Origin of the sequence: Rhodovulum sulfidophilum DSM 1374, from assembly GCF_001633165.1 — a bacterium.
Classification (GTDB): Bacteria; Pseudomonadota; Alphaproteobacteria; order Rhodobacterales; family Rhodobacteraceae; genus Rhodovulum; species Rhodovulum sulfidophilum.
Map to the genome: position 1 here is coordinate 3,044,483 of NZ_CP015418.1, position 15,284 is coordinate 3,059,766.

General features: G+C 66.6%; 19 protein-coding genes and 1 tRNA gene. 15 read left to right on the forward strand and 5 right to left on the reverse strand.

Annotated features, from left to right (window positions below):
* Nucleotides 1-25: 25 nt before the first annotated feature.
* The 3 genes from A6W98_RS14240 to puuE are packed head-to-tail and all read right to left on the reverse strand — an operon-like array spanning nt 26 to nt 2,750.
* Entirely contained in the window at nt 26-511 is a 486-nt protein-coding gene (locus A6W98_RS14240; protein WP_042462501.1) for an ureidoglycolate lyase, read from the reverse strand.
* The gene (locus tag A6W98_RS14245) at nt 511-1,338 is read right to left on the reverse strand and encodes a bifunctional allantoicase/(S)-ureidoglycine aminohydrolase (protein ID WP_042462503.1); all 828 of its coding nucleotides are present in this window, start codon (nt 1,336-1,338) and stop codon (nt 511-513) included. The genes A6W98_RS14240 and A6W98_RS14245 overlap by 1 nt, the downstream gene beginning before the upstream one ends.
* Nucleotides 1,335-2,750: an allantoinase PuuE gene (gene puuE / locus A6W98_RS14250; protein WP_042462506.1), complete on the reverse strand. Its 1,416-nt coding sequence runs from the start codon at nt 2,748-2,750 to the stop codon at nt 1,335-1,337. Before puuE ends, A6W98_RS14245 begins: the two co-directional genes overlap by 4 nt.
* Nucleotides 2,751-2,894: 144 nt before the next feature.
* Between puuE and uraH the strand changes: the two genes are divergently transcribed.
* Nucleotides 2,895-3,251: a hydroxyisourate hydrolase gene (gene uraH / locus A6W98_RS14255; protein WP_042462508.1), complete on the forward strand. Its 357-nt coding sequence runs from the start codon at nt 2,895-2,897 to the stop codon at nt 3,249-3,251.
* Here uraH and A6W98_RS14260 read toward each other — a convergent pair.
* The gene (locus A6W98_RS14260) at nt 3,236-4,168 is read right to left on the reverse strand and encodes a LysR family transcriptional regulator (protein ID WP_042462509.1); all 933 of its coding nucleotides are present in this window, start codon (nt 4,166-4,168) and stop codon (nt 3,236-3,238) included. The two genes, uraH and A6W98_RS14260, sit on opposite strands and share 16 nt — an antisense overlap.
* Nucleotides 4,169-4,268: 100 nt before the next feature.
* Here A6W98_RS14260 and A6W98_RS14265 point away from each other — a divergent pair, with 100 nt between their 5' ends.
* The gene (locus tag A6W98_RS14265; RefSeq protein ID WP_042462511.1) at nt 4,269-5,507 is read left to right on the forward strand and encodes a urate hydroxylase PuuD; all 1,239 of its coding nucleotides are present in this window, start codon (nt 4,269-4,271) and stop codon (nt 5,505-5,507) included.
* 682 nt (nt 5,508-6,189) lie between these two features.
* Nucleotides 6,190-6,273, forward strand: a tRNA-Leu gene (locus A6W98_RS14270).
* Between the two features lie 95 nt (nt 6,274-6,368).
* Here the strand turns inward: A6W98_RS14270 and A6W98_RS14275 are convergent.
* Nucleotides 6,369-7,355 (reverse strand): site-specific integrase, encoded by a 987-nt coding sequence (locus A6W98_RS14275; RefSeq protein WP_042462513.1) that lies wholly within the window; start codon nt 7,353-7,355, stop codon nt 6,369-6,371.
* Between the two features lie 107 nt (nt 7,356-7,462).
* Here A6W98_RS14275 and A6W98_RS14280 point away from each other — a divergent pair, with 107 nt between their 5' ends.
* The 12 genes from A6W98_RS14280 (at nt 7,463) to A6W98_RS14335 (ending at nt 15,126) form a co-directional block, all read left to right on the forward strand.
* Nucleotides 7,463-7,711: a hypothetical protein gene (locus A6W98_RS14280; RefSeq protein WP_052678065.1), complete on the forward strand. Its 249-nt coding sequence runs from the start codon at nt 7,463-7,465 to the stop codon at nt 7,709-7,711.
* 295 nt (nt 7,712-8,006) lie between these two features.
* Nucleotides 8,007-8,579 carry a hypothetical protein gene (locus A6W98_RS14285; RefSeq protein ID WP_042462515.1) on the forward strand — a complete coding sequence of 191 codons (573 nt, stop codon included), beginning with the start codon at nt 8,007-8,009 and terminating at the stop codon, nt 8,577-8,579.
* The gene (locus A6W98_RS14290) at nt 8,576-9,223 is read left to right on the forward strand and encodes a hypothetical protein (protein ID WP_042461730.1); all 648 of its coding nucleotides are present in this window, start codon (nt 8,576-8,578) and stop codon (nt 9,221-9,223) included. Before A6W98_RS14285 ends, A6W98_RS14290 begins: the two co-directional genes overlap by 4 nt.
* Before the next feature lie 50 nt (nt 9,224-9,273).
* Complete coding sequence (locus A6W98_RS14295) at nt 9,274-9,882, forward strand: hypothetical protein (RefSeq protein ID WP_168161833.1); 609 nt, start codon at nt 9,274-9,276, stop codon at nt 9,880-9,882.
* Nucleotides 9,883-9,991: 109 nt separating this feature from the next.
* Entirely contained in the window at nt 9,992-10,411 is a 420-nt protein-coding gene (locus tag A6W98_RS14300) for a hypothetical protein (RefSeq protein ID WP_155734817.1), read from the forward strand.
* Nucleotides 10,412-10,673: 262 nt separating this feature from the next.
* Nucleotides 10,674-11,393 (forward strand): hypothetical protein, encoded by a 720-nt coding sequence (locus A6W98_RS14305; protein WP_045291887.1) that lies wholly within the window; start codon nt 10,674-10,676, stop codon nt 11,391-11,393.
* A 103-nt stretch (nt 11,394-11,496) separates the two neighbouring features.
* Nucleotides 11,497-12,141: a terminase small subunit gene (locus tag A6W98_RS22150; protein ID WP_042462523.1), complete on the forward strand. Its 645-nt coding sequence runs from the start codon at nt 11,497-11,499 to the stop codon at nt 12,139-12,141.
* 1 nt (nt 12,142) lies between these two features.
* Nucleotides 12,143-12,982, forward strand: coding sequence for a phage terminase large subunit family protein (locus tag A6W98_RS14315; RefSeq protein ID WP_081251939.1), 840 nt, complete (start codon nt 12,143-12,145; stop codon nt 12,980-12,982).
* Nucleotides 12,915-13,196, forward strand: a complete 282-nt coding sequence (locus A6W98_RS21505) for a glycoside hydrolase family protein (protein ID WP_406679292.1) — start codon at nt 12,915-12,917, stop codon at nt 13,194-13,196. The genes A6W98_RS14315 and A6W98_RS21505 overlap by 68 nt, the downstream gene beginning before the upstream one ends.
* Nucleotides 13,193-13,522 carry a bacteriophage spanin2 family protein gene (locus A6W98_RS14325; RefSeq protein WP_042462525.1) on the forward strand — a complete coding sequence of 110 codons (330 nt, stop codon included), beginning with the start codon at nt 13,193-13,195 and terminating at the stop codon, nt 13,520-13,522. The genes A6W98_RS21505 and A6W98_RS14325 overlap by 4 nt, the downstream gene beginning before the upstream one ends.
* 159 nt (nt 13,523-13,681) lie before the next feature.
* Nucleotides 13,682-14,488: a DNA adenine methylase gene (locus A6W98_RS14330; RefSeq protein WP_063490987.1), complete on the forward strand. Its 807-nt coding sequence runs from the start codon at nt 13,682-13,684 to the stop codon at nt 14,486-14,488.
* A gap of 62 nt (nt 14,489-14,550) precedes the next feature.
* Entirely contained in the window at nt 14,551-15,126 is a 576-nt protein-coding gene (locus A6W98_RS14335; protein WP_081251941.1) for an HNH endonuclease family protein, read from the forward strand.
* The last annotated feature ends 158 nt before the right edge of the window (nt 15,127-15,284 follow it).

Sequence of the window (15,284 nt, forward strand, 5' to 3'; positions counted from 1 at the left end):
CTCCCCGTTCTTGTTTGTTTCTTGCCTAGCCCGGCCGAGCGCGCCTTATCCTCAGCGTCGTCTTCAGACGGACCTCTTCCAGATTGGCCCCCGCGCCGATGCGGTCGATAACGGCGAAGAGCCCCGAGCCCGAAATCGGGCACAACACGCCATGCCAGACATTGCGGCCGATATTTACCCCCTGCCCCGGACCGGCAATGAAGGCAGAGGGCGGGCCCGGCTGCCCCTCCTCATCCGGCGCCACGATGACCAGAAATTCGGCATTCTGCATAGGAATGAAGCATTGCGAGCCCAGCGGGTGCCGCTCCATCAGCGTGCAGTCATGGGGCAGCGCCCGGATCTCGGCCTGGAACAGGCTGATCCCGGGCCGCCCGTCGAGGATGTCGAGCGTCACGAGATCGGAATAGCGGCGGCAGCAACCCTCGTTGATGAGCTTGAAATCGCCGCCGGTCTCGACGACCTCACCGAAGGGGGCGAAGGCCTCGGGCGTGATCGGCTGGGCCTCCAACATCACAGCGCCCCGAGCGCAAGCGCCGGATGCCGGTTCACGTCCTTGTAAAGCAGGTAGCGGAACCGCCCCGGCCCGCCCGCATAGCAGGCTTGCGGGCAATAGGCGCGCAGCCACATGAAATCGCCCGCCTCGACCTCGACCCAGTCGCGGTTCAGCTTGTAGACCGCCTTGCCCTCGAGCACGTAGAGCCCGTGCTCCATGACATGGGTTTCCTCGAAGGGGATCACGCCGCCCGGCTCGAAGGTGACGATGTTCACATGCATGTCGTGGCGCAGATCGTCGGGATCGACGAAGCGCGTGGTGGCCCAGCGCCCCTCGGTATCGGGCATGGCATTGGGCGCGATATCGGCCTCGTTGACGAAGAAGGCCTCGGGCCGGTCGATGCCCTCGACCGCCTGATAGCGCTTGCGCAGCCAGTGGAACCGCGCGGGCGTCTCGCCCGGGTTCTCGACCGTCCAGTCGGCCCCCGGCGGCAGATAGGCATAGCCCCCCGCCGTCATCAGGTGCGCCAGCCCGCCCAGCCTGAGATCGAGCGCCCCCCCGGTGACGAAGATCACGCCTTCGGCGCCCGGATCGGGCTCGGGCCGGTCCGACCCGCCGCCCGGGGCCACCTCCATCACATATTGCGCGAAGGTCTCGGCAAAGCCCGTCATCGGGCGCGCGATGATCCAGGCCCGCGTGCCCCGCCAATGCGGCAGGTTGCTGGTGACGATGTCGCGCATCACGCCTTTGGGGATGACCGCATAGGCCTCGGTGAAGACGGCGCGGCCGGTATGCAGGACCTCCTGCCCCGGCAGCCCGCCGGTCGGGGCGTAATACTGGCTCATGGCAGGATCTCCTTCAGCCGCAGCAGCGCGATCCGTTCGACCTGACGACAGGCCTCGGCAAATTCGGCATCGGCGGTGTTTTCAAGCCGGCGCTCGAAGGCCGCGAGGATGCCCGCCTTGTCATGGTCGCGCACGGCGATGATGAAGGGAAAGCCGAAGCGCTCGGTATAGCGGCGGTTCAGATCCTCGAAGCGCGCACGTTCCGCGTCGCTCAGCGCGTCGAGCCCGGCCGAGGCCTGCTCGGCGGTCGAGGCCTCGGTCAGCCGTTTCGCGGCGGCGAGCCTGCCCGCCAGATCCGGATGCGCCTTCAGCACCTCCAGCCGCTTCTCGGGTCCGGCCGACCGGAACACCCGCGCCAAGGCATTATGCAGCCCCAGCGCGCTGTCATGGGCCGGGCCGAGCTCCAGCTCGAAGGCTCCTCCCGCGATCCAGGGCGACTGTTCGAAGATGCCGCCGAAGCGCGCGACGAAACTGTCGCGATCCATCGCCGTGGGCCTCTCCCACAGGACAGGCGGATTGACCGAAGCCCAGTGTTCGGCGATGTCGATCCGCCGCGCGACCCAGACCCCGTCGAAGCCGCGGATGTAATCGAGAAACCGCTTCAGCGCCGCCGCCCGTCCGGGCCGTCCCGCCAGCCGACAATGCAGCCCGACCGACATCATCTTGGGCGCGCCTGCCATCCCTTCGGCATAAAGCGTATCGAAACTGTCGCGGAGATAGGCATAGAACTCGTCGCCCGAGCCATAGCCCGCCGCCACCGAAAACCGCATGTCATTGGCATCAAGCGTATAGGGGATCACCAGCTGATGCCGGTCGCCCACCGCCGTCCAGTAGGGCATATCGTCGTCATAGGTGTCCGAGACATAGGCGAACCCGCCATCCTCGGCCGCAAGCCGCACGGTCTGGGCCGAACAGCGCCCCGTATACCAGCCGCGCGGCGCCTCGCCCGTGACCTCGGCATGCAGCCGCTTGGCCTCGGCCATATGGGCGCGCTCGTCCTCCTCGGAGAAATCCTTGTATTCGATCCATTTGAACCCGTGGCTGGCGATTTCCCAACCGGCCTCCTGCATCGCGGCCACCTGTTCGGGCCCGCGCGCCAGCGCCGTCGCCACGCCATAGACCGTGACCGGCATGTCGCGCTCGGTGAACATCCGGTGCAGCCGCCAGAACCCGGCCCGCGCGCCGTATTCGTACATCGTCTCGATGTTCCAGTGGCGCTGGCCCGGCCAGGGCACCGCGCCCACGACCTCGGACAGGAAGGCTTCGGAGGCCGCATCGCCATGCAGGATGCAGTTCTCGCCGCCCTCCTCGTAATTGATGACGAATTGCACGGCGATCTTGGCGCCGTTCGGCCATTGCGGGTGGGGCGGCGTCGCGCCGTAGCCCCGAAGGTCACGCGGATAGCGGGTCAAAAGAGGTCCTCCTTCGGATCACTTTCGCATAAACCATGAATAACGCCCAGTCTTTCAAGTATTTCCTGAAAGTCTTTCGGGGTCTTCCTTGGGTCCCGGCTTATGCCATAAGGAAAGCAGCACCCCATTCAGCGCGAGGACAAGATGCCCGGTTATCTGACCACCCATGTTCTGGACACCGCCACCGGGGCCCCCGCGGCCGGGCTCCGGATCGCCCTCTACCGCGTCTCGGGCAATTCCCACCGCAAGGTCGCCGAGGTCGAGACCAATGCCGACGGCCGCACCGATGCGCCGATCCTGCCGCCCGAGGCCTTCAGGACCGGAACCTATGAACTGGTCTTCTTCGCGGGCGACTATCTGGAGCGCACGGGCCTTGCGACCGGAGAGGTGAAATTCCTCGACCAGATCCCGATCCGCTTCGGCATGGAGGATGCCGAGGCGCATTACCACGTGCCGCTCCTGCTGTCGCCTTATGGCTATTCGACCTATCGCGGCAGCTGATAGATCTGCGCCCGCCGGCGCAGCGCGGCCTTGATCCGCTCGGCCATGAACTCGATGAACAGGCGGCTTTTCGGGTCCTGGTTCTTCTTGTGGGGAAACAGACAGGCCAGCCGGGCATCGGGGGGCGGCGTCTGTTCGCAGACCGGGATCAGCGCGCCCGAGGCCAGATGCTCGGCCACGTCGAAGACGGGCTTGAGCACCACGCCCCGCCCGTCCAGCGCCCAGGCGGTCAGAACATCGCCGTCGTCGCAGGCATAGGGGCCCTTGACGTTGAAGCTCTGCGGCCCCTCGGGGGTCTGCAGGGTCCAGCGGAACTCGCGCGAGCCGGGAAACCGCAACAGAAGGCAATCATGGCCCTGGTCGATCAGGTCGGCCCCGCAGCAAGGCATCCCCCGCCGCGCGACATAGGTCGGCGCCGCGCAGAGCACCCGCGTGCAATCGCCGAGCGCCCGCACCTTCAGCCCCGAATCCGGCAGATCGCCCAGCAGGAACCCCGCATCGAGCCCTTCGCCCGCCAGATCCACCCGCCGGTCCGACAGCCGCAGCCGCACATGGATGTCGGGGTAGCGGTCCTGGAACAGCACCACATTGGGCGCGATCAGCCGCCGCCCCACCCCCAGCGGCGCCGAGACGTAAAGCGAGCCGCGCGGGTGATGGGTGATCTCCTGCACCGCGGCCTCGGCCTCTTCCAGCGCCTCGAGCACCTTCACCGCCTTGGGATAATAGATCCGGCCCTGCTCGGTCGGCTGGATCGAACGGGTGGTGCGGGTGAACAGCCGGATCCCCAGATGCCGTTCCAGATCGGCGATCCGCGACGAGGCCACCGCGGCCGAAACCTGCAGATCGCGCGCGGCGGCCGACATGTTGCCCAGTTCGTAGACACGCACGAACATTCGGATCGTATTGATGCTGGCCACGGGTGATTATTCGGGATTTCTTGAAGCTGATCGGGATAATCCGGAATTATCAGAAAGCCGGTCCCGCGTATAGCCTGCGCCCATCTCAAGGAGTTTGCTCATGTTCGACCTCTCGCTGGTCTGGGACTGGCTGGAATTCGCGGTGCGCTGGCTGCATGTCATCGCCGGGATCGCCTGGATCGGATCGTCCTTCTATTTCATCGCCCTCGATCTGGGGCTGACGAGGTCGCGCCCGCTGCCCGAGGGCGTGCTGGGCGAGGAATGGCAGGTCCATGGCGGCGGCTTCTACCATATCCAGAAATACATGGTCGCGCCCGACCACATGCCCGACCACCTGACCTGGTTCAAATGGGAGGCCTACTGGACGTTCATTTCCGGGCTGATCCTGCTGGCGCTGGTCTACTGGATGGGGGCGGATCTCTTTCTGGTCGATTACGACAAGATCCAGTGGGCGCCCTGGCAGGCGATCGCGATCTCGGCCGGATCGCTGACCATCGGCTGGATCTGCTATGACCTTCTGTGCCGCAGTTCGCTGGGGCGCCGCCCGACCGTGCTGATGCTGATCCTCTTCGCGATCATCGTCGCGATGGCCTGGGGCTACACGCAGGTCTTCACCGGCCGCGCAGCACTTCTGCATCTCGGCGCCTTCACCGGCACGATCATGGTGGCCAATGTCTTTCTGGTGATCATGCCGAACCAGCGGATCGTGGTGGCCGATCTCAAGGCGGGACGCCAGCCCGACCCGAGATACGGCACCATCGCCAAGCTGCGCTCGACCCATAACAACTACCTGACCCTGCCGGTCATCTTCCTGATGCTCTCGAACCACTATCCGCTGGCCTTCGCGAGCCCCTATAACTGGTTGATCGCAAGCCTTGTCTTCCTGATGGGCGTGACGATCCGGCATTTCTTCAACAGCATGCATGCCCGCAAGGGCCGCCTTTGGTGGACATGGGCCGCGACCGCCGCCCTGTTCGCTGCCATCGTGGCGCTGTCACTCTGGCCCACCAGGGACATGGCCGCGCCCGAGACAGAGGCCGCCCTGCCCGCGCCTCTCGCCCGGATCGTCGCCTCGACGGGCTTCGGCGAGGTGCAGGAGATCGTCGAAAGCCGCTGCGCGATGTGCCACACCGCCGAGCCGCTCTGGCCCGGGCTCGGGCAGGCACCGAAGGGGGTCCGGCTCGACAGCGCGCCGACGGTCGCGCGCCATGCCCGGCAGATCTACCGCCAGGCCGGCCTGACCCATGCCATGCCGCCCGGCAATGTCATGATGATGCCACCCGAGGAACGCGCGCGCATCGTGGAGTGGTATCGCAAGCTGCGCTCCGGCGCATCCTGAGGGCCGCCTCGGCCCCGTGCCATCGGGGCAGACCGTAAGACGGTTGCGAGAGCCGTCCCATCGTCTTTACGCCCATCTGTTCGTGCCCAGCTTTTGGGTGCCCGCCTTTTTGATGGCCATCGCCTTCACGCCTGTACCCGAGCCCATGCCCCGTCCATGGCTCCGCCTGCTTCATGGATCGCCCGCCCCGGCACCATCATCGGTCGCGCCTGACGATGACCATCGTCGGCTCAGAACCGGGAAAAAGCCCCGCGCAGAGACAGCGCTTCGGCCGCCCCGGACCAGCGATTGCACGCCCGCATGCCGGCCGATGGCAGCGAAGGCTCGGACCAGCCCGCGGGCACCACGGCCCCGCTCGGGCTCAGGCCGGCCGTGATCCCGCCACATGGCCCGGTCAGGCCGAGCGCCTGAGCCTACGACACGCCCGCCACCGCTTGCCGAACCAGCGCGGCTCCGGCACCAGCCCCGACGCTCCGCCTGAGACCATGGCAAGTTGTCCGAAGGCCAGATGCGTCCTGACGAAACTCCCCGCACCTACCCGAAAATGACCCGATCCCGTCATTCCAGATACCGCCGCACCCGCTGCGGATTTTTGGGCTCGCCTCATGTCGGGGCCTTTGCTAGAAGAGCGCCTGCCTGCCCGGCCATCCCGGTCCCGAGAGGACCTGGCCCGGCAGGCGATGCGGGTGTGGCGGAACTGGTAGACGCACCAGATTTAGGTTCTGGCGCCTTTGGCGTGGGGGTTCGAGTCCCTTCACCCGCACCATATTGAAAAATATATGTAATTCATCCTGACGGCAGGACCTCCGGCAACGCCCGCAGCGCCGGTTTTCCGGAAAGTTTTCCGGTTTCACGTTCTGTTCACTTTCTGCCCCTGCGATCCTGTGCCTGCCTGGACAGGCGCCTCTGGTTCGCGGCAGCGCGGTACTTCTGGACCATCTGCAACGTGCGGTGCCCCGTCACGGCCGCAATCTCGCTATCGCTGCAACCGGCTTCCGCAAGCTGCATCGCAGCGGTGTAGCGCCATCCATGAATGACATAGGCCGTGGCGCCGATCTTCTTCCTGACGCCTTCGACCAGTCGCTGCACTGTCCTCTTGCCGAGGGGTTGCGTCATGTTCTTGGCGATGATGAAGCGGCCAGTACGAGGCAGGGCATCAAGGTATTCGCGCAGGTCGGCAGGACACGCCACCCATAGGCGCTGACCGGTCTTTCCCTGTACCACCGCAATGGCATCGCCGTCGTAGTGACTCCATTCCATCTTGCACAGGTCGCCAAGCCGTTGGCCCGTTCCCACGCCCAAGTGAAAGGCCGTCAAGGCGGCGCCTTCCGCTTCGCGCGGAAAGGCGTCAAGTGCCCAAGGAGGCCACGGTTCGTAGCTGCCGCCTTTGAGCTTCTCGACATTTTCCGCCGGGTTGAAGTCGATCCATTCCAGATCCCGCGCATGACGCGCGAGTATCGAGAGCATTTCGACCATCGCGTTTGCCTTTCGCCAGTGCTCCGCATGGGTGTCGCGGGCCGCGATGACGTCGCGGCGTCGCAGGCGCGTGAAATCCTTCGGCCCATTCTTTGCTCTGATCTGGTCGAGCGTGCGGCGGTATTCACTGCGTGTGGTCGGGGCCTTCGCGAGAAAGGCCGGAGAGGCAAGATAGCTGGTTATGAGCGCGTCGAAGCTCGTCTTGGCGGCGACATTCCTCCCCGACCGGCAGGCCCAATAGGCGTGATCGAATTCGGGACTGTCAGGGTTGTCTGGCAGACGAACGAATGTGTCGTTGCGACGGAAATAGTAGTAGGTTCTTCCCTTCACCCTGCGCCGGGAAACGTAGGGCCGCTGTGTGCGCTTCACCACTCGAACCTCTCTCGCGGAACCTGACCATCGAGGACTGCCCTCAGTTCTGATGCGCGCCAGCGTTCTAGGCCAGGAGCAAGCTCGATTGGCGGGGGCAATACTCCCTTATGAACCAGGTCGCGAACCGGGCGCGCAACGAGGCGGCGAACGCCGCCAAGCGGCGCCAGCGGCTGCGCTCGGCCGTGGCCGGGCTCCATCCCGAGCTGGCGCAGAACGACGCCGCCATCCTCTGGATGGACGACTGGCTGGTCGAACAGGGCTGCGGCTATCGCGGCTCGACCTGGGTCGAGCGGGCGCTCGCCGCCTGGTCCAGCCACATGTTCGACGTGAACCGGGCCGCGCGCGCCCGCGAGTAACTTCCAGACTGTCCCGAGACTGTCCGCAACTGTCCCGAGGACAGTTCAGGGACAGTCTCGGACAGTTTCAGACTGTCCTGCACGACAGGGACATAGACAGAGAAAAGGACAGGAACATGGACGGTTCGCGTCAGTCTGACAGGGCAAGGCCTGTGGATAACCCGGCAAGGGCAAGGAAAGGGGCCGGACTGTCCCGACTGTCCCGAACTGTCCGCAACTGTCCCGCAAATGTCCGCCGGACAATGTCGGGACAGTCCTGAGGCGACCGGGCAAGGCAGAGAAGAAGGGAACCGAGATGGATGCGAGGGAACAGGCCGAGGGCGAGAAGCGGGTGCGGGATCTGCTGGTCGAGCCCCTGCTGCGGCGGGGGCTGGTGAAGCCCGGGGCGATGACCAAGGCGCAGTTCGAGGAGATGCTGGCCGATCTGGCCAAGCGGCTGGCCTATATGAGCGCGCCGAACCTGGCCGCGCTCGAGGAGATGGCGGCGGCCCAGCCCGGCGGCAAGGACCGCGACCGCTTCCCCATCGCCAATGCGATCCTGAAGGCGGCGGCGCAGATCCAGCCGCCCGCCGACGACGCCTCGCCGCTGATCCGCGCGGTCTTCGCCCATGCGGTGGGGCGGCAGGCGCTGGCCGAGGGCTGGGCGCCGGAACTCCTGGACGATCTGCGCCACAACCGCCGCTGGCCGCGCAGCTATGCGCTGGGGCAGATCCGCCAGGCGGCGGGCGAGGCACTGCGCCGCCACGCGCATCTGGCGGGCGCCGGTCCCGGGCAGCTCTCCCCGGCCGAGGCCACCTGGCTGCGGGACCGCGAGGCCCGCCTCGCCCACTGCCGCAGCATCGCCGATCTCGCGGGGGCCTCGGCATGAGCATCCGGGCGATCAAGGGCAAAGGCGTGAACCGGGCGCGGGTGGTCTGCGATGGCTGCGGCCGCGAGGAGGTCGTGACCTGCAACTACCTGCATCGACCCGGCAGGGTCTGGGTGCCGGACGCGGGGCAGATAAACCGGAAGATGATCGGGCAAGGCTGGGCCGAGGTGAAGGGCAAGCTCCACTGCCCGGCCTGCGAAGCGAAACGAAAGGCGACAGGCATGGCAAAGACGACGACGGCACCGGCTTCGAACCCGGATGGGGCGTTGCGGCAACCGACCCGGGCACAGAAGCGCGAGATCATGGATCTGCTGGAAGGGGTCTATGACACCACGGCGGAACGCTACCGGCAGGGCGACACCGACGCGACGGTGGCCGAGGTGCTGGGGGTGATGCCGGGCTGGGTGGCCGAGATCCGGGATGCGTTCTTCGGTCCCGATGGCGGCAACGAAGACATCGCGGGAGCGCTCGGCCGGATGGAGGCGCTGGAACGCGACATGCGGGCGGTTGCCGAAGAGGCAGCACGGCAGCGGGCGGCGGCCGAGAAGAAGCTGGCCGAGCTGTCGGTTCTGAAAGTCGAGCTCGACCGGATCCGGGTGGCGGTGGGACCGCGGGCGTTGCGCAAGGCCGGGGTCGCGGCATGACGGCGGCGGCCCGGATCAGGGTGCCGCCCGCGCCCCGGACCCGGCGGGCGATGCCAGTTCGGGAGGCGCTGGAATGGGCCTTCGGCACGGAATGCGCGCGGCTCGACCATGACGAGATCGAGGCGGTCGGCGGCACCGGCTGGCGCCCCTTCGGCATGGAATACGTGACCCTCGAACGCGCCCAGCTGGGCACGCGCGTCGACACCAGCCGCGGCCGCTCCCGCCCGCATGACGATGCCGAGCTGATCGCGACCGTGGTCCGCAACGTCCTGCCCTGGTACGCGGCCACGCTGGTCGCGGATCTCGCCCGCGCGGACCGCACGCCCGACTGGATGCCCGACGCACGCCCGCGGCTCCGCCCGGCCGAGTGGCAGCACAATCGCCCGAACCGTTGGGGCAAAGCCGCGGATGCGGCGGCGCTCGGCGCCGAGGGCTGGCAACCGATCCCGCGCAGGAACCGCAAGGGCGTGATCGTCCAGGACGCGGTGCGCTTCACGCCCTGCGTCTGGACCCCGACCCAGAGCCAGATCGCGGCGGCGCGGCGGGCTTACCTCGACTGGTGGGGCTATCTGCTGGAGGTGCAGGCGGCTTTGAAGGGGGAGGAGCTGGCGCAGATCAGCCTCACCGGGGACATGCCGCCAATGACACCCTGGCGATAGCGTCGTTCATTGCATGAGAAATGATTGCGGCGGGATGCTGGCAAGGTTTCTTGTTGACAGGTTTTTGTATCGAGATGCAACTTTAATTATGACTGATCGGAGCTTGAAAATGAAAGATTTCAAAGAGCAATTTATTTTTCGCAGGGTGGTTTGCGAGCTGGTCGATGTTTTCTCCTGGGTCGTGGTTCTTGGAGGTGTTGCAATCACTTTCGTGGGCTTCAGGGATGGCGGCTTTTACGGACATCTGTTGGGTGGATTTTATGGCAGCATGAACGAGCTTGCACAGCTGGGCTATGTTGAGGCTGAGCCTTCGATCTCGGCACGGCTTGTCGGTGCTATTCCAGGGGGAATCGTTATGGGTTCAGGCTTTTTCACCATGATGATGGCACACCAAGCAAAATCGACTTTAGATATTGCGGCTGTGGCTCGTGGAATGTTCGAGTTGGCACGGATGAAGGAGCCAGTGACGAAAGTCGGCCGGGACGAGCCAAGCGTTAGTCGCTCTTCTGAACGCGCCTCGGGCGTTTGACCGCTAGTTATAGAGCCAGCCAAACGCTTGAAACTCTATGCTTACGGCGCAGCCTTCAACAATATTCGGTAAGCCGAGAAGCACATCGACATGATGCTCAAGAACGGGGCGTGATCTTGGCTCCGGAAACTTTTTTCTTGACTGTAATCTGATCCCGTTGACATAGTGCCGTCACCCAACTTGCGCCCGGAGCGGAGACCCCGCCCCGGGCGCTTTGCGTTCCGGGACGGGCTCTCGCAGCCCGCTGGCAGAGAGGAACGGCATGAAGCTGACGGCAGGTGTCTCGTCCTCGGATCTGCGCAAGCTGGTGTCCCGGCTTCGGGAGGTGGAGCGCAAGCAGATGCCTTACGCGACGATGCTGGCGCTGAACGCCACCGGCGAGGCGGTTCTGGAAGAGAACAGGACGCTGATGCAGAAGGTGTTCGACCGGCCGACGCGCTGGACGCTGAATGCGTTCTTCCTGCGGCGGGCGACCAAGCGGAAGCCGGAGGCGACGGTCGAGCGCAAGGATGCCCCGCGCGGACGGCATTACCTCGAAGTCGAGGAGCGCGGCGGCGCCCGCCCGAAGACCGGGATCGAGCGGCTGATCATCGGCAATGTCGCCTATGAAGACCATATCGAGGCGGTGGTTCCGGCGCGGGGCGCCAGGCTCAACGCCCATGGCAACCTGCCCGCCGGTCAGATCCAGCGGGCGCTTTCCAATATCGGGGCGCAGCAGGACCGCGCCCAGAACAGCACCGACGGCTCGCGCAAGCGCAGCGCGCGGGCGGCGCGGTATTTCGTGCCGAAGCCCGGGCAGCTGTCGCCCGGGGTCTGGAAGCGGCAGGGCAAGCGGCTGACCAAGTTCCTGTCCTTCACCGACCGGCTGCCCCGCTACGGCGCGCGGTTCGACATGGAAGGCCATGGCCGGATCGTCGCCGCGCGCGAGATGCCGGGCCGGATGCGGGCGGCGATCAGGAAGGCCTTTTCCACCGCCAGATGAGCGCGGGTCCTTCCCGGAGGGGGATCGCACGGGGGTAATTCGCACCCCGGTGCCTGCATGTGTGTCTGAATTTTCGAAGCTGCGAGTGAGGGTTGTTGTTGTCATGACCGATCTGGCCGATCTCCGCCGCCTCTATCCGCTGCCCGAGGGGGTGGAGGACACCGCAATGAACCGCGCCCAGATCGCCCGCGCCCTCGATGTCAGCGACAACACGATCAGCAAATGGATCGCGCAGGGCATGCCGGTGCTGGAGGAAGGCGGGAACGGCCGGGAATATGCCTTTTCGCCGGCCGATTGCTACGCCTGGCGGAGGCATCGCGATGCCGGGGCGCGGGCGGCGAAGGCGGCGGCCGACCGCTCGGCCTCGCAGCTGGCAATGGCGTTCCGCAATCTCGACGAGGAGGATGCCAATGCCTCGGCCGGGCTGACCGCCAAGCAGATCGCCGAGGAGGCCGATGCCGATTACCGCTACCAGCGCGCGGCCGAGCAGCGCGGCGAGCTGACCCGGACGGCGCGGGTGCGCGATCTCTTCGAGGACATGCTGGTCGAGTTCCGCCGCACCATCACCACGCTGGTCGATTATTGCGAGATGGAGTTCTCGCTCGATCCCGAGGAGACCGCCAAGCTCGAGGCCCGCTGCGACGGGGCGCTGGTGCGGGCGCGCGGCAACCTGGAACAGGCCATCGGCCGGGGTGCGGCCGAACCGGTCGCGCTGCGGCGGGGCGACCAGGGCGAGATGGGGCTCTGAGATGGTGGTGATCCGCGATGCCCGGATCGGCGCGCTGCGCAGCTTCGCGCCGCTGCCGGGCCTGACCACGCCCGAGGAGATCCTGGCCGACGCGCTGCCGATGCTGGATCCGCCGAGCCGCCTGTCGGTGACCGAGGCCGCCGAGCGCTATATCAACGTGCAGGTCCAGGGCGCCTGGCAGGGCTTCGACCGGAGCGTGACCCCCTACATGGTCGAGCCCTCGGACGTGACCCAGTCGCGGCTCTTCAAGGTGGTGGCCTTCATGGGGCCGTCGCAAAGCGGCAAGACGATGATGCTGCAGACGGTGTCGCTGCATGCGGTGACCTGCGACCAGAACCCCACGCTGATCGTGCACATGTCGCGGCCCGAGCGGGACAAATGGGTCGAGGAGAAGCTCAACCAGCTGATCTGCAACAGCCCCGAGGTCTACAGCCGCCTCGGTCGCGGCCGCGACGACGACACCTTCAGCCGCAAGCGCTTTCGCGGCATGCGGCTGCTGATCGGCTATCCGACCCCGCAGGTGCTGTCGGGCGGCACCTACAAGACCGTGCTGCTGACCGATCTCGACCACATGCCGCTGGTGCTGGGCGGCAAGGACAATCCCGAGGGCGCGCCGGTCCGGATGGCGGTGCAGCGGATCAAGAGCTACCTCTCGCGCGGCTGCGTGCTGGCGGAATCCTCGCCCGCCTATCCGGTGACCGATCCGGGCTGGCAGCCCGATCCGGCCGTTCGCCGACCGCCTGGCCGGGTTCGAGGCCGGGCTCGACCGGCTGATCGCGGATCCCCTCGAGGACCGGATCCCCGACCGCACCTATGTCGCGATTCTGGACTGGGCCTATAATGTGGGCCTCGGCGCGGCCGCGCGCTCGACCCTGATCCGGAAGCTCAACGCGGGCGATCTGCGCGGCGCCTGCAATGAGCTCCCGCGCTGGCGTTTCGCGGGCGGCAAGGGCGTGCGGGGGCTTCTGATCCGCCGCAACAAGGCCCGGCAGCTCTGCCATGAGGGGCTCGACGGGATCCCGGCCGAGGTGCCGTTCCGCTGGGACGGCGCATGAGGGCGCTCCTCGCGGCGCTGCTGCTGGCCGGATGCGGCGGGCTGCCGGTCCCGCTCGGTCCCAACGTCGCCGCCAACGTCCAGGCCGGGGCCGAAAACGTGCAGGGCCAGAAGGTCGAGAACGCGCCCTCCATCGTGCGGCCGCGCGCCCGCGAGATCCGCCAGGAGCAATCCGAGAACCGCCTCCGCGCCGACCGCGTCGAGACCGTCATCGTCAATGTCATCCCGCCCTGGATCGTCCTGGTCGCCCTGATCGGCTGGATCGCGCCCTCGCCGGGCGAGATCGGGAGGCGGATCGGCGAAGCGGTCACGCGCCGCCGGACCTGAGAGTTCCCCCCGCTTTCGGGCGGGGGCAAGGCGGTGTTGGAGCACCGCCTCACCACGCAGCCCACGTCAACAGAAGCTGCGCCGACACCCGAGAGGGAATCTGTCGCCCGGCTCTCGCGAGAGCGGGCGGACCTAGAACAGGTTCCTGACATGAACGAAATGCGAAAAACCGTCCCCGCAACCCCCGTCGCCCCCTGGATGGGCGGCAAGAAGGCCCTGCACCGGCGGATCATCGAGCGGATCGAGGCGATCCCGCACCGGACCTATGTCGAGCCCTTCCTCGGCATGGGCGGGGTCTTCCTGCGCCGAAGCTGGCGCCCGCGTCTGGAGGTGGCGAACGATCTGAACGGCGAGATCACCAATCTCTTCCGCGTGTTGCAGCGCCATTATCCGCAGCTGATGGAGGTGATGCGGTTCCAGATCACCTCGCGCCGCGAATTCGAGCGGCTCCGCGCCTGCGATCCGGCCACGCTGACCGATCTGGAACGCGCCGCGCGCTTCCTCTACCTGCAGCGGCTGGCCTTCGGCGGGCAGCTCGGCGGGGTTTTCGCCGTGCAGCCTGGCTGCGGGCCACGCTTCAGCCTGGCCCGGATCGGCCCGCTGTTGGACGCCGCCCATGCCCGGCTCGACGGCGTCGTCTTCGAGAACCTGCCCTGGCAGGAGGTGCTGGCCCGCTATGACGGCCCGCAGGCGCTGTTCTATCTCGATCCGCCCTATTGGGGTGGCGAGGACGATTACGGCAAGGGGCTCTTCGACCGCGACCAGTTCGCCGAGCTGGCCGAGCGCCTGGGCCGGATCAAGGGCGCCTTCCTGCTGTCGATCAACGACCGGCCCGAGATCCGCGATCTGTTCGGCGCCTTCCGGATCGAGGAGGTGCGGCTGAATTACTCGGTCTCGAAGGGCGGCGCGACCGCCGCGCGGGAGTTGATCATCGCCAATCGCGAGGTCAGGGTGGGGCTCGTATGAGTTCCCCCGGCCCGGTCGGCGTTTAACCGGATCTTGGGGGCGCCCGGTAAAAGGTCCGTCCCATGCGCCGTCTCCTGTCCCTGCTTCTGCTGAGCCTGACGCTCCTGACCTGCGCGCCGGTCGCGCAGGCGCCCCAGAGCGTTGCACCGGCCCTGCCCTATCAGCGCGCGGCCTTCGGCTCGGGCTGGACCGATCCCGACGGCGACTGCCTCGATACCCGGGCCGAGCTGCTGGCGGCTCTCTCCACCGTGCCGGTGCGGCTCGCGCCCTCGGGCTGCTCGGTACGCCACGGCCGATGGTTCGCGCCCTATACCGGGCAGGTGATCACCGAGGCGGGCGATCTCGACATCGATCACATCGTGCCGCTGCGCTATGCATGGGGCCATGGTGCCGCCAGCTGGCCCGCCGCGAAGCGCGCCCGCTTCGCCCGCGATCCGGTCAACCTGCTCCCCGTCAGCGCCTCGGCGAACCGCTCGAAAGGCGCGCGCGGGCCGCTCGACTGGTTGCCGCCGGATCCGGGCTTCCGCTGTCAGTATGTGTTGCGGTTCCGGCGGATCGCCGCAAGCTACGGGCTTGTGCAGTCCGCCGCCGAGGAGCGGGAGCTGGTGGCGCTGACCGGGCGCCTGTGTGGGGCGTAATGGGCGGGAAGCTGACCTTCGCTGTACTTGGCATGAACGTCCGTAGAGCGCAGTTTGTTGACGTTAACTGGCGCGCCTAGAAACGTAGCCTGCTTCAAATTGCGGTTTACAAGCGCCCGGAAGTCAACGAACAATACTGACTCGGCACCCTCTCAATA

Bases quoted from the DNA above. Each gene is read 5' to 3' on its own strand.
- A6W98_RS14305 (WP_045291887.1), top strand. From the start codon at position 10,674: ATGAAGCTGACGGCAGGTGTCTCGTCCTCGGATCTGCGCAAGCTGGTG.
- uraH (WP_042462508.1), top strand. From the start codon at position 2,895: ATGCCCGGTTATCTGACCACCCATGTTCTGGACACCGCCACCGGGGCC.
- A6W98_RS14300 (WP_155734817.1), top strand. From the start codon at position 9,992: ATGAAAGATTTCAAAGAGCAATTTATTTTTCGCAGGGTGGTTTGCGAG.
- A6W98_RS14330 (WP_063490987.1), top strand. From the start codon at position 13,682: ATGCGAAAAACCGTCCCCGCAACCCCCGTCGCCCCCTGGATGGGCGGC.
- A6W98_RS14265 (WP_042462511.1), top strand. From the start codon at position 4,269: ATGTTCGACCTCTCGCTGGTCTGGGACTGGCTGGAATTCGCGGTGCGC.
- A6W98_RS14240 (WP_042462501.1), bottom strand. From the start codon at position 511: ATGTTGGAGGCCCAGCCGATCACGCCCGAGGCCTTCGCCCCCTTCGGT.
- A6W98_RS14335 (WP_081251941.1), top strand. From the start codon at position 14,551: ATGCGCCGTCTCCTGTCCCTGCTTCTGCTGAGCCTGACGCTCCTGACC.
- A6W98_RS14325 (WP_042462525.1), top strand. From the start codon at position 13,193: ATGAGGGCGCTCCTCGCGGCGCTGCTGCTGGCCGGATGCGGCGGGCTG.
- A6W98_RS14280 (WP_052678065.1), top strand. From the start codon at position 7,463: ATGAACCAGGTCGCGAACCGGGCGCGCAACGAGGCGGCGAACGCCGCC.
- A6W98_RS14290 (WP_042461730.1), top strand. From the start codon at position 8,576: ATGAGCATCCGGGCGATCAAGGGCAAAGGCGTGAACCGGGCGCGGGTG.
- A6W98_RS22150 (WP_042462523.1), top strand. From the start codon at position 11,497: ATGACCGATCTGGCCGATCTCCGCCGCCTCTATCCGCTGCCCGAGGGG.
- A6W98_RS14295 (WP_168161833.1), top strand. From the start codon at position 9,274: ATGCCAGTTCGGGAGGCGCTGGAATGGGCCTTCGGCACGGAATGCGCG.
- A6W98_RS14285 (WP_042462515.1), top strand. From the start codon at position 8,007: ATGGATGCGAGGGAACAGGCCGAGGGCGAGAAGCGGGTGCGGGATCTG.
- A6W98_RS14315 (WP_081251939.1), top strand. From the start codon at position 12,143: ATGGTGGTGATCCGCGATGCCCGGATCGGCGCGCTGCGCAGCTTCGCG.
- A6W98_RS14245 (WP_042462503.1), bottom strand. From the start codon at position 1,338: ATGAGCCAGTATTACGCCCCGACCGGCGGGCTGCCGGGGCAGGAGGTC.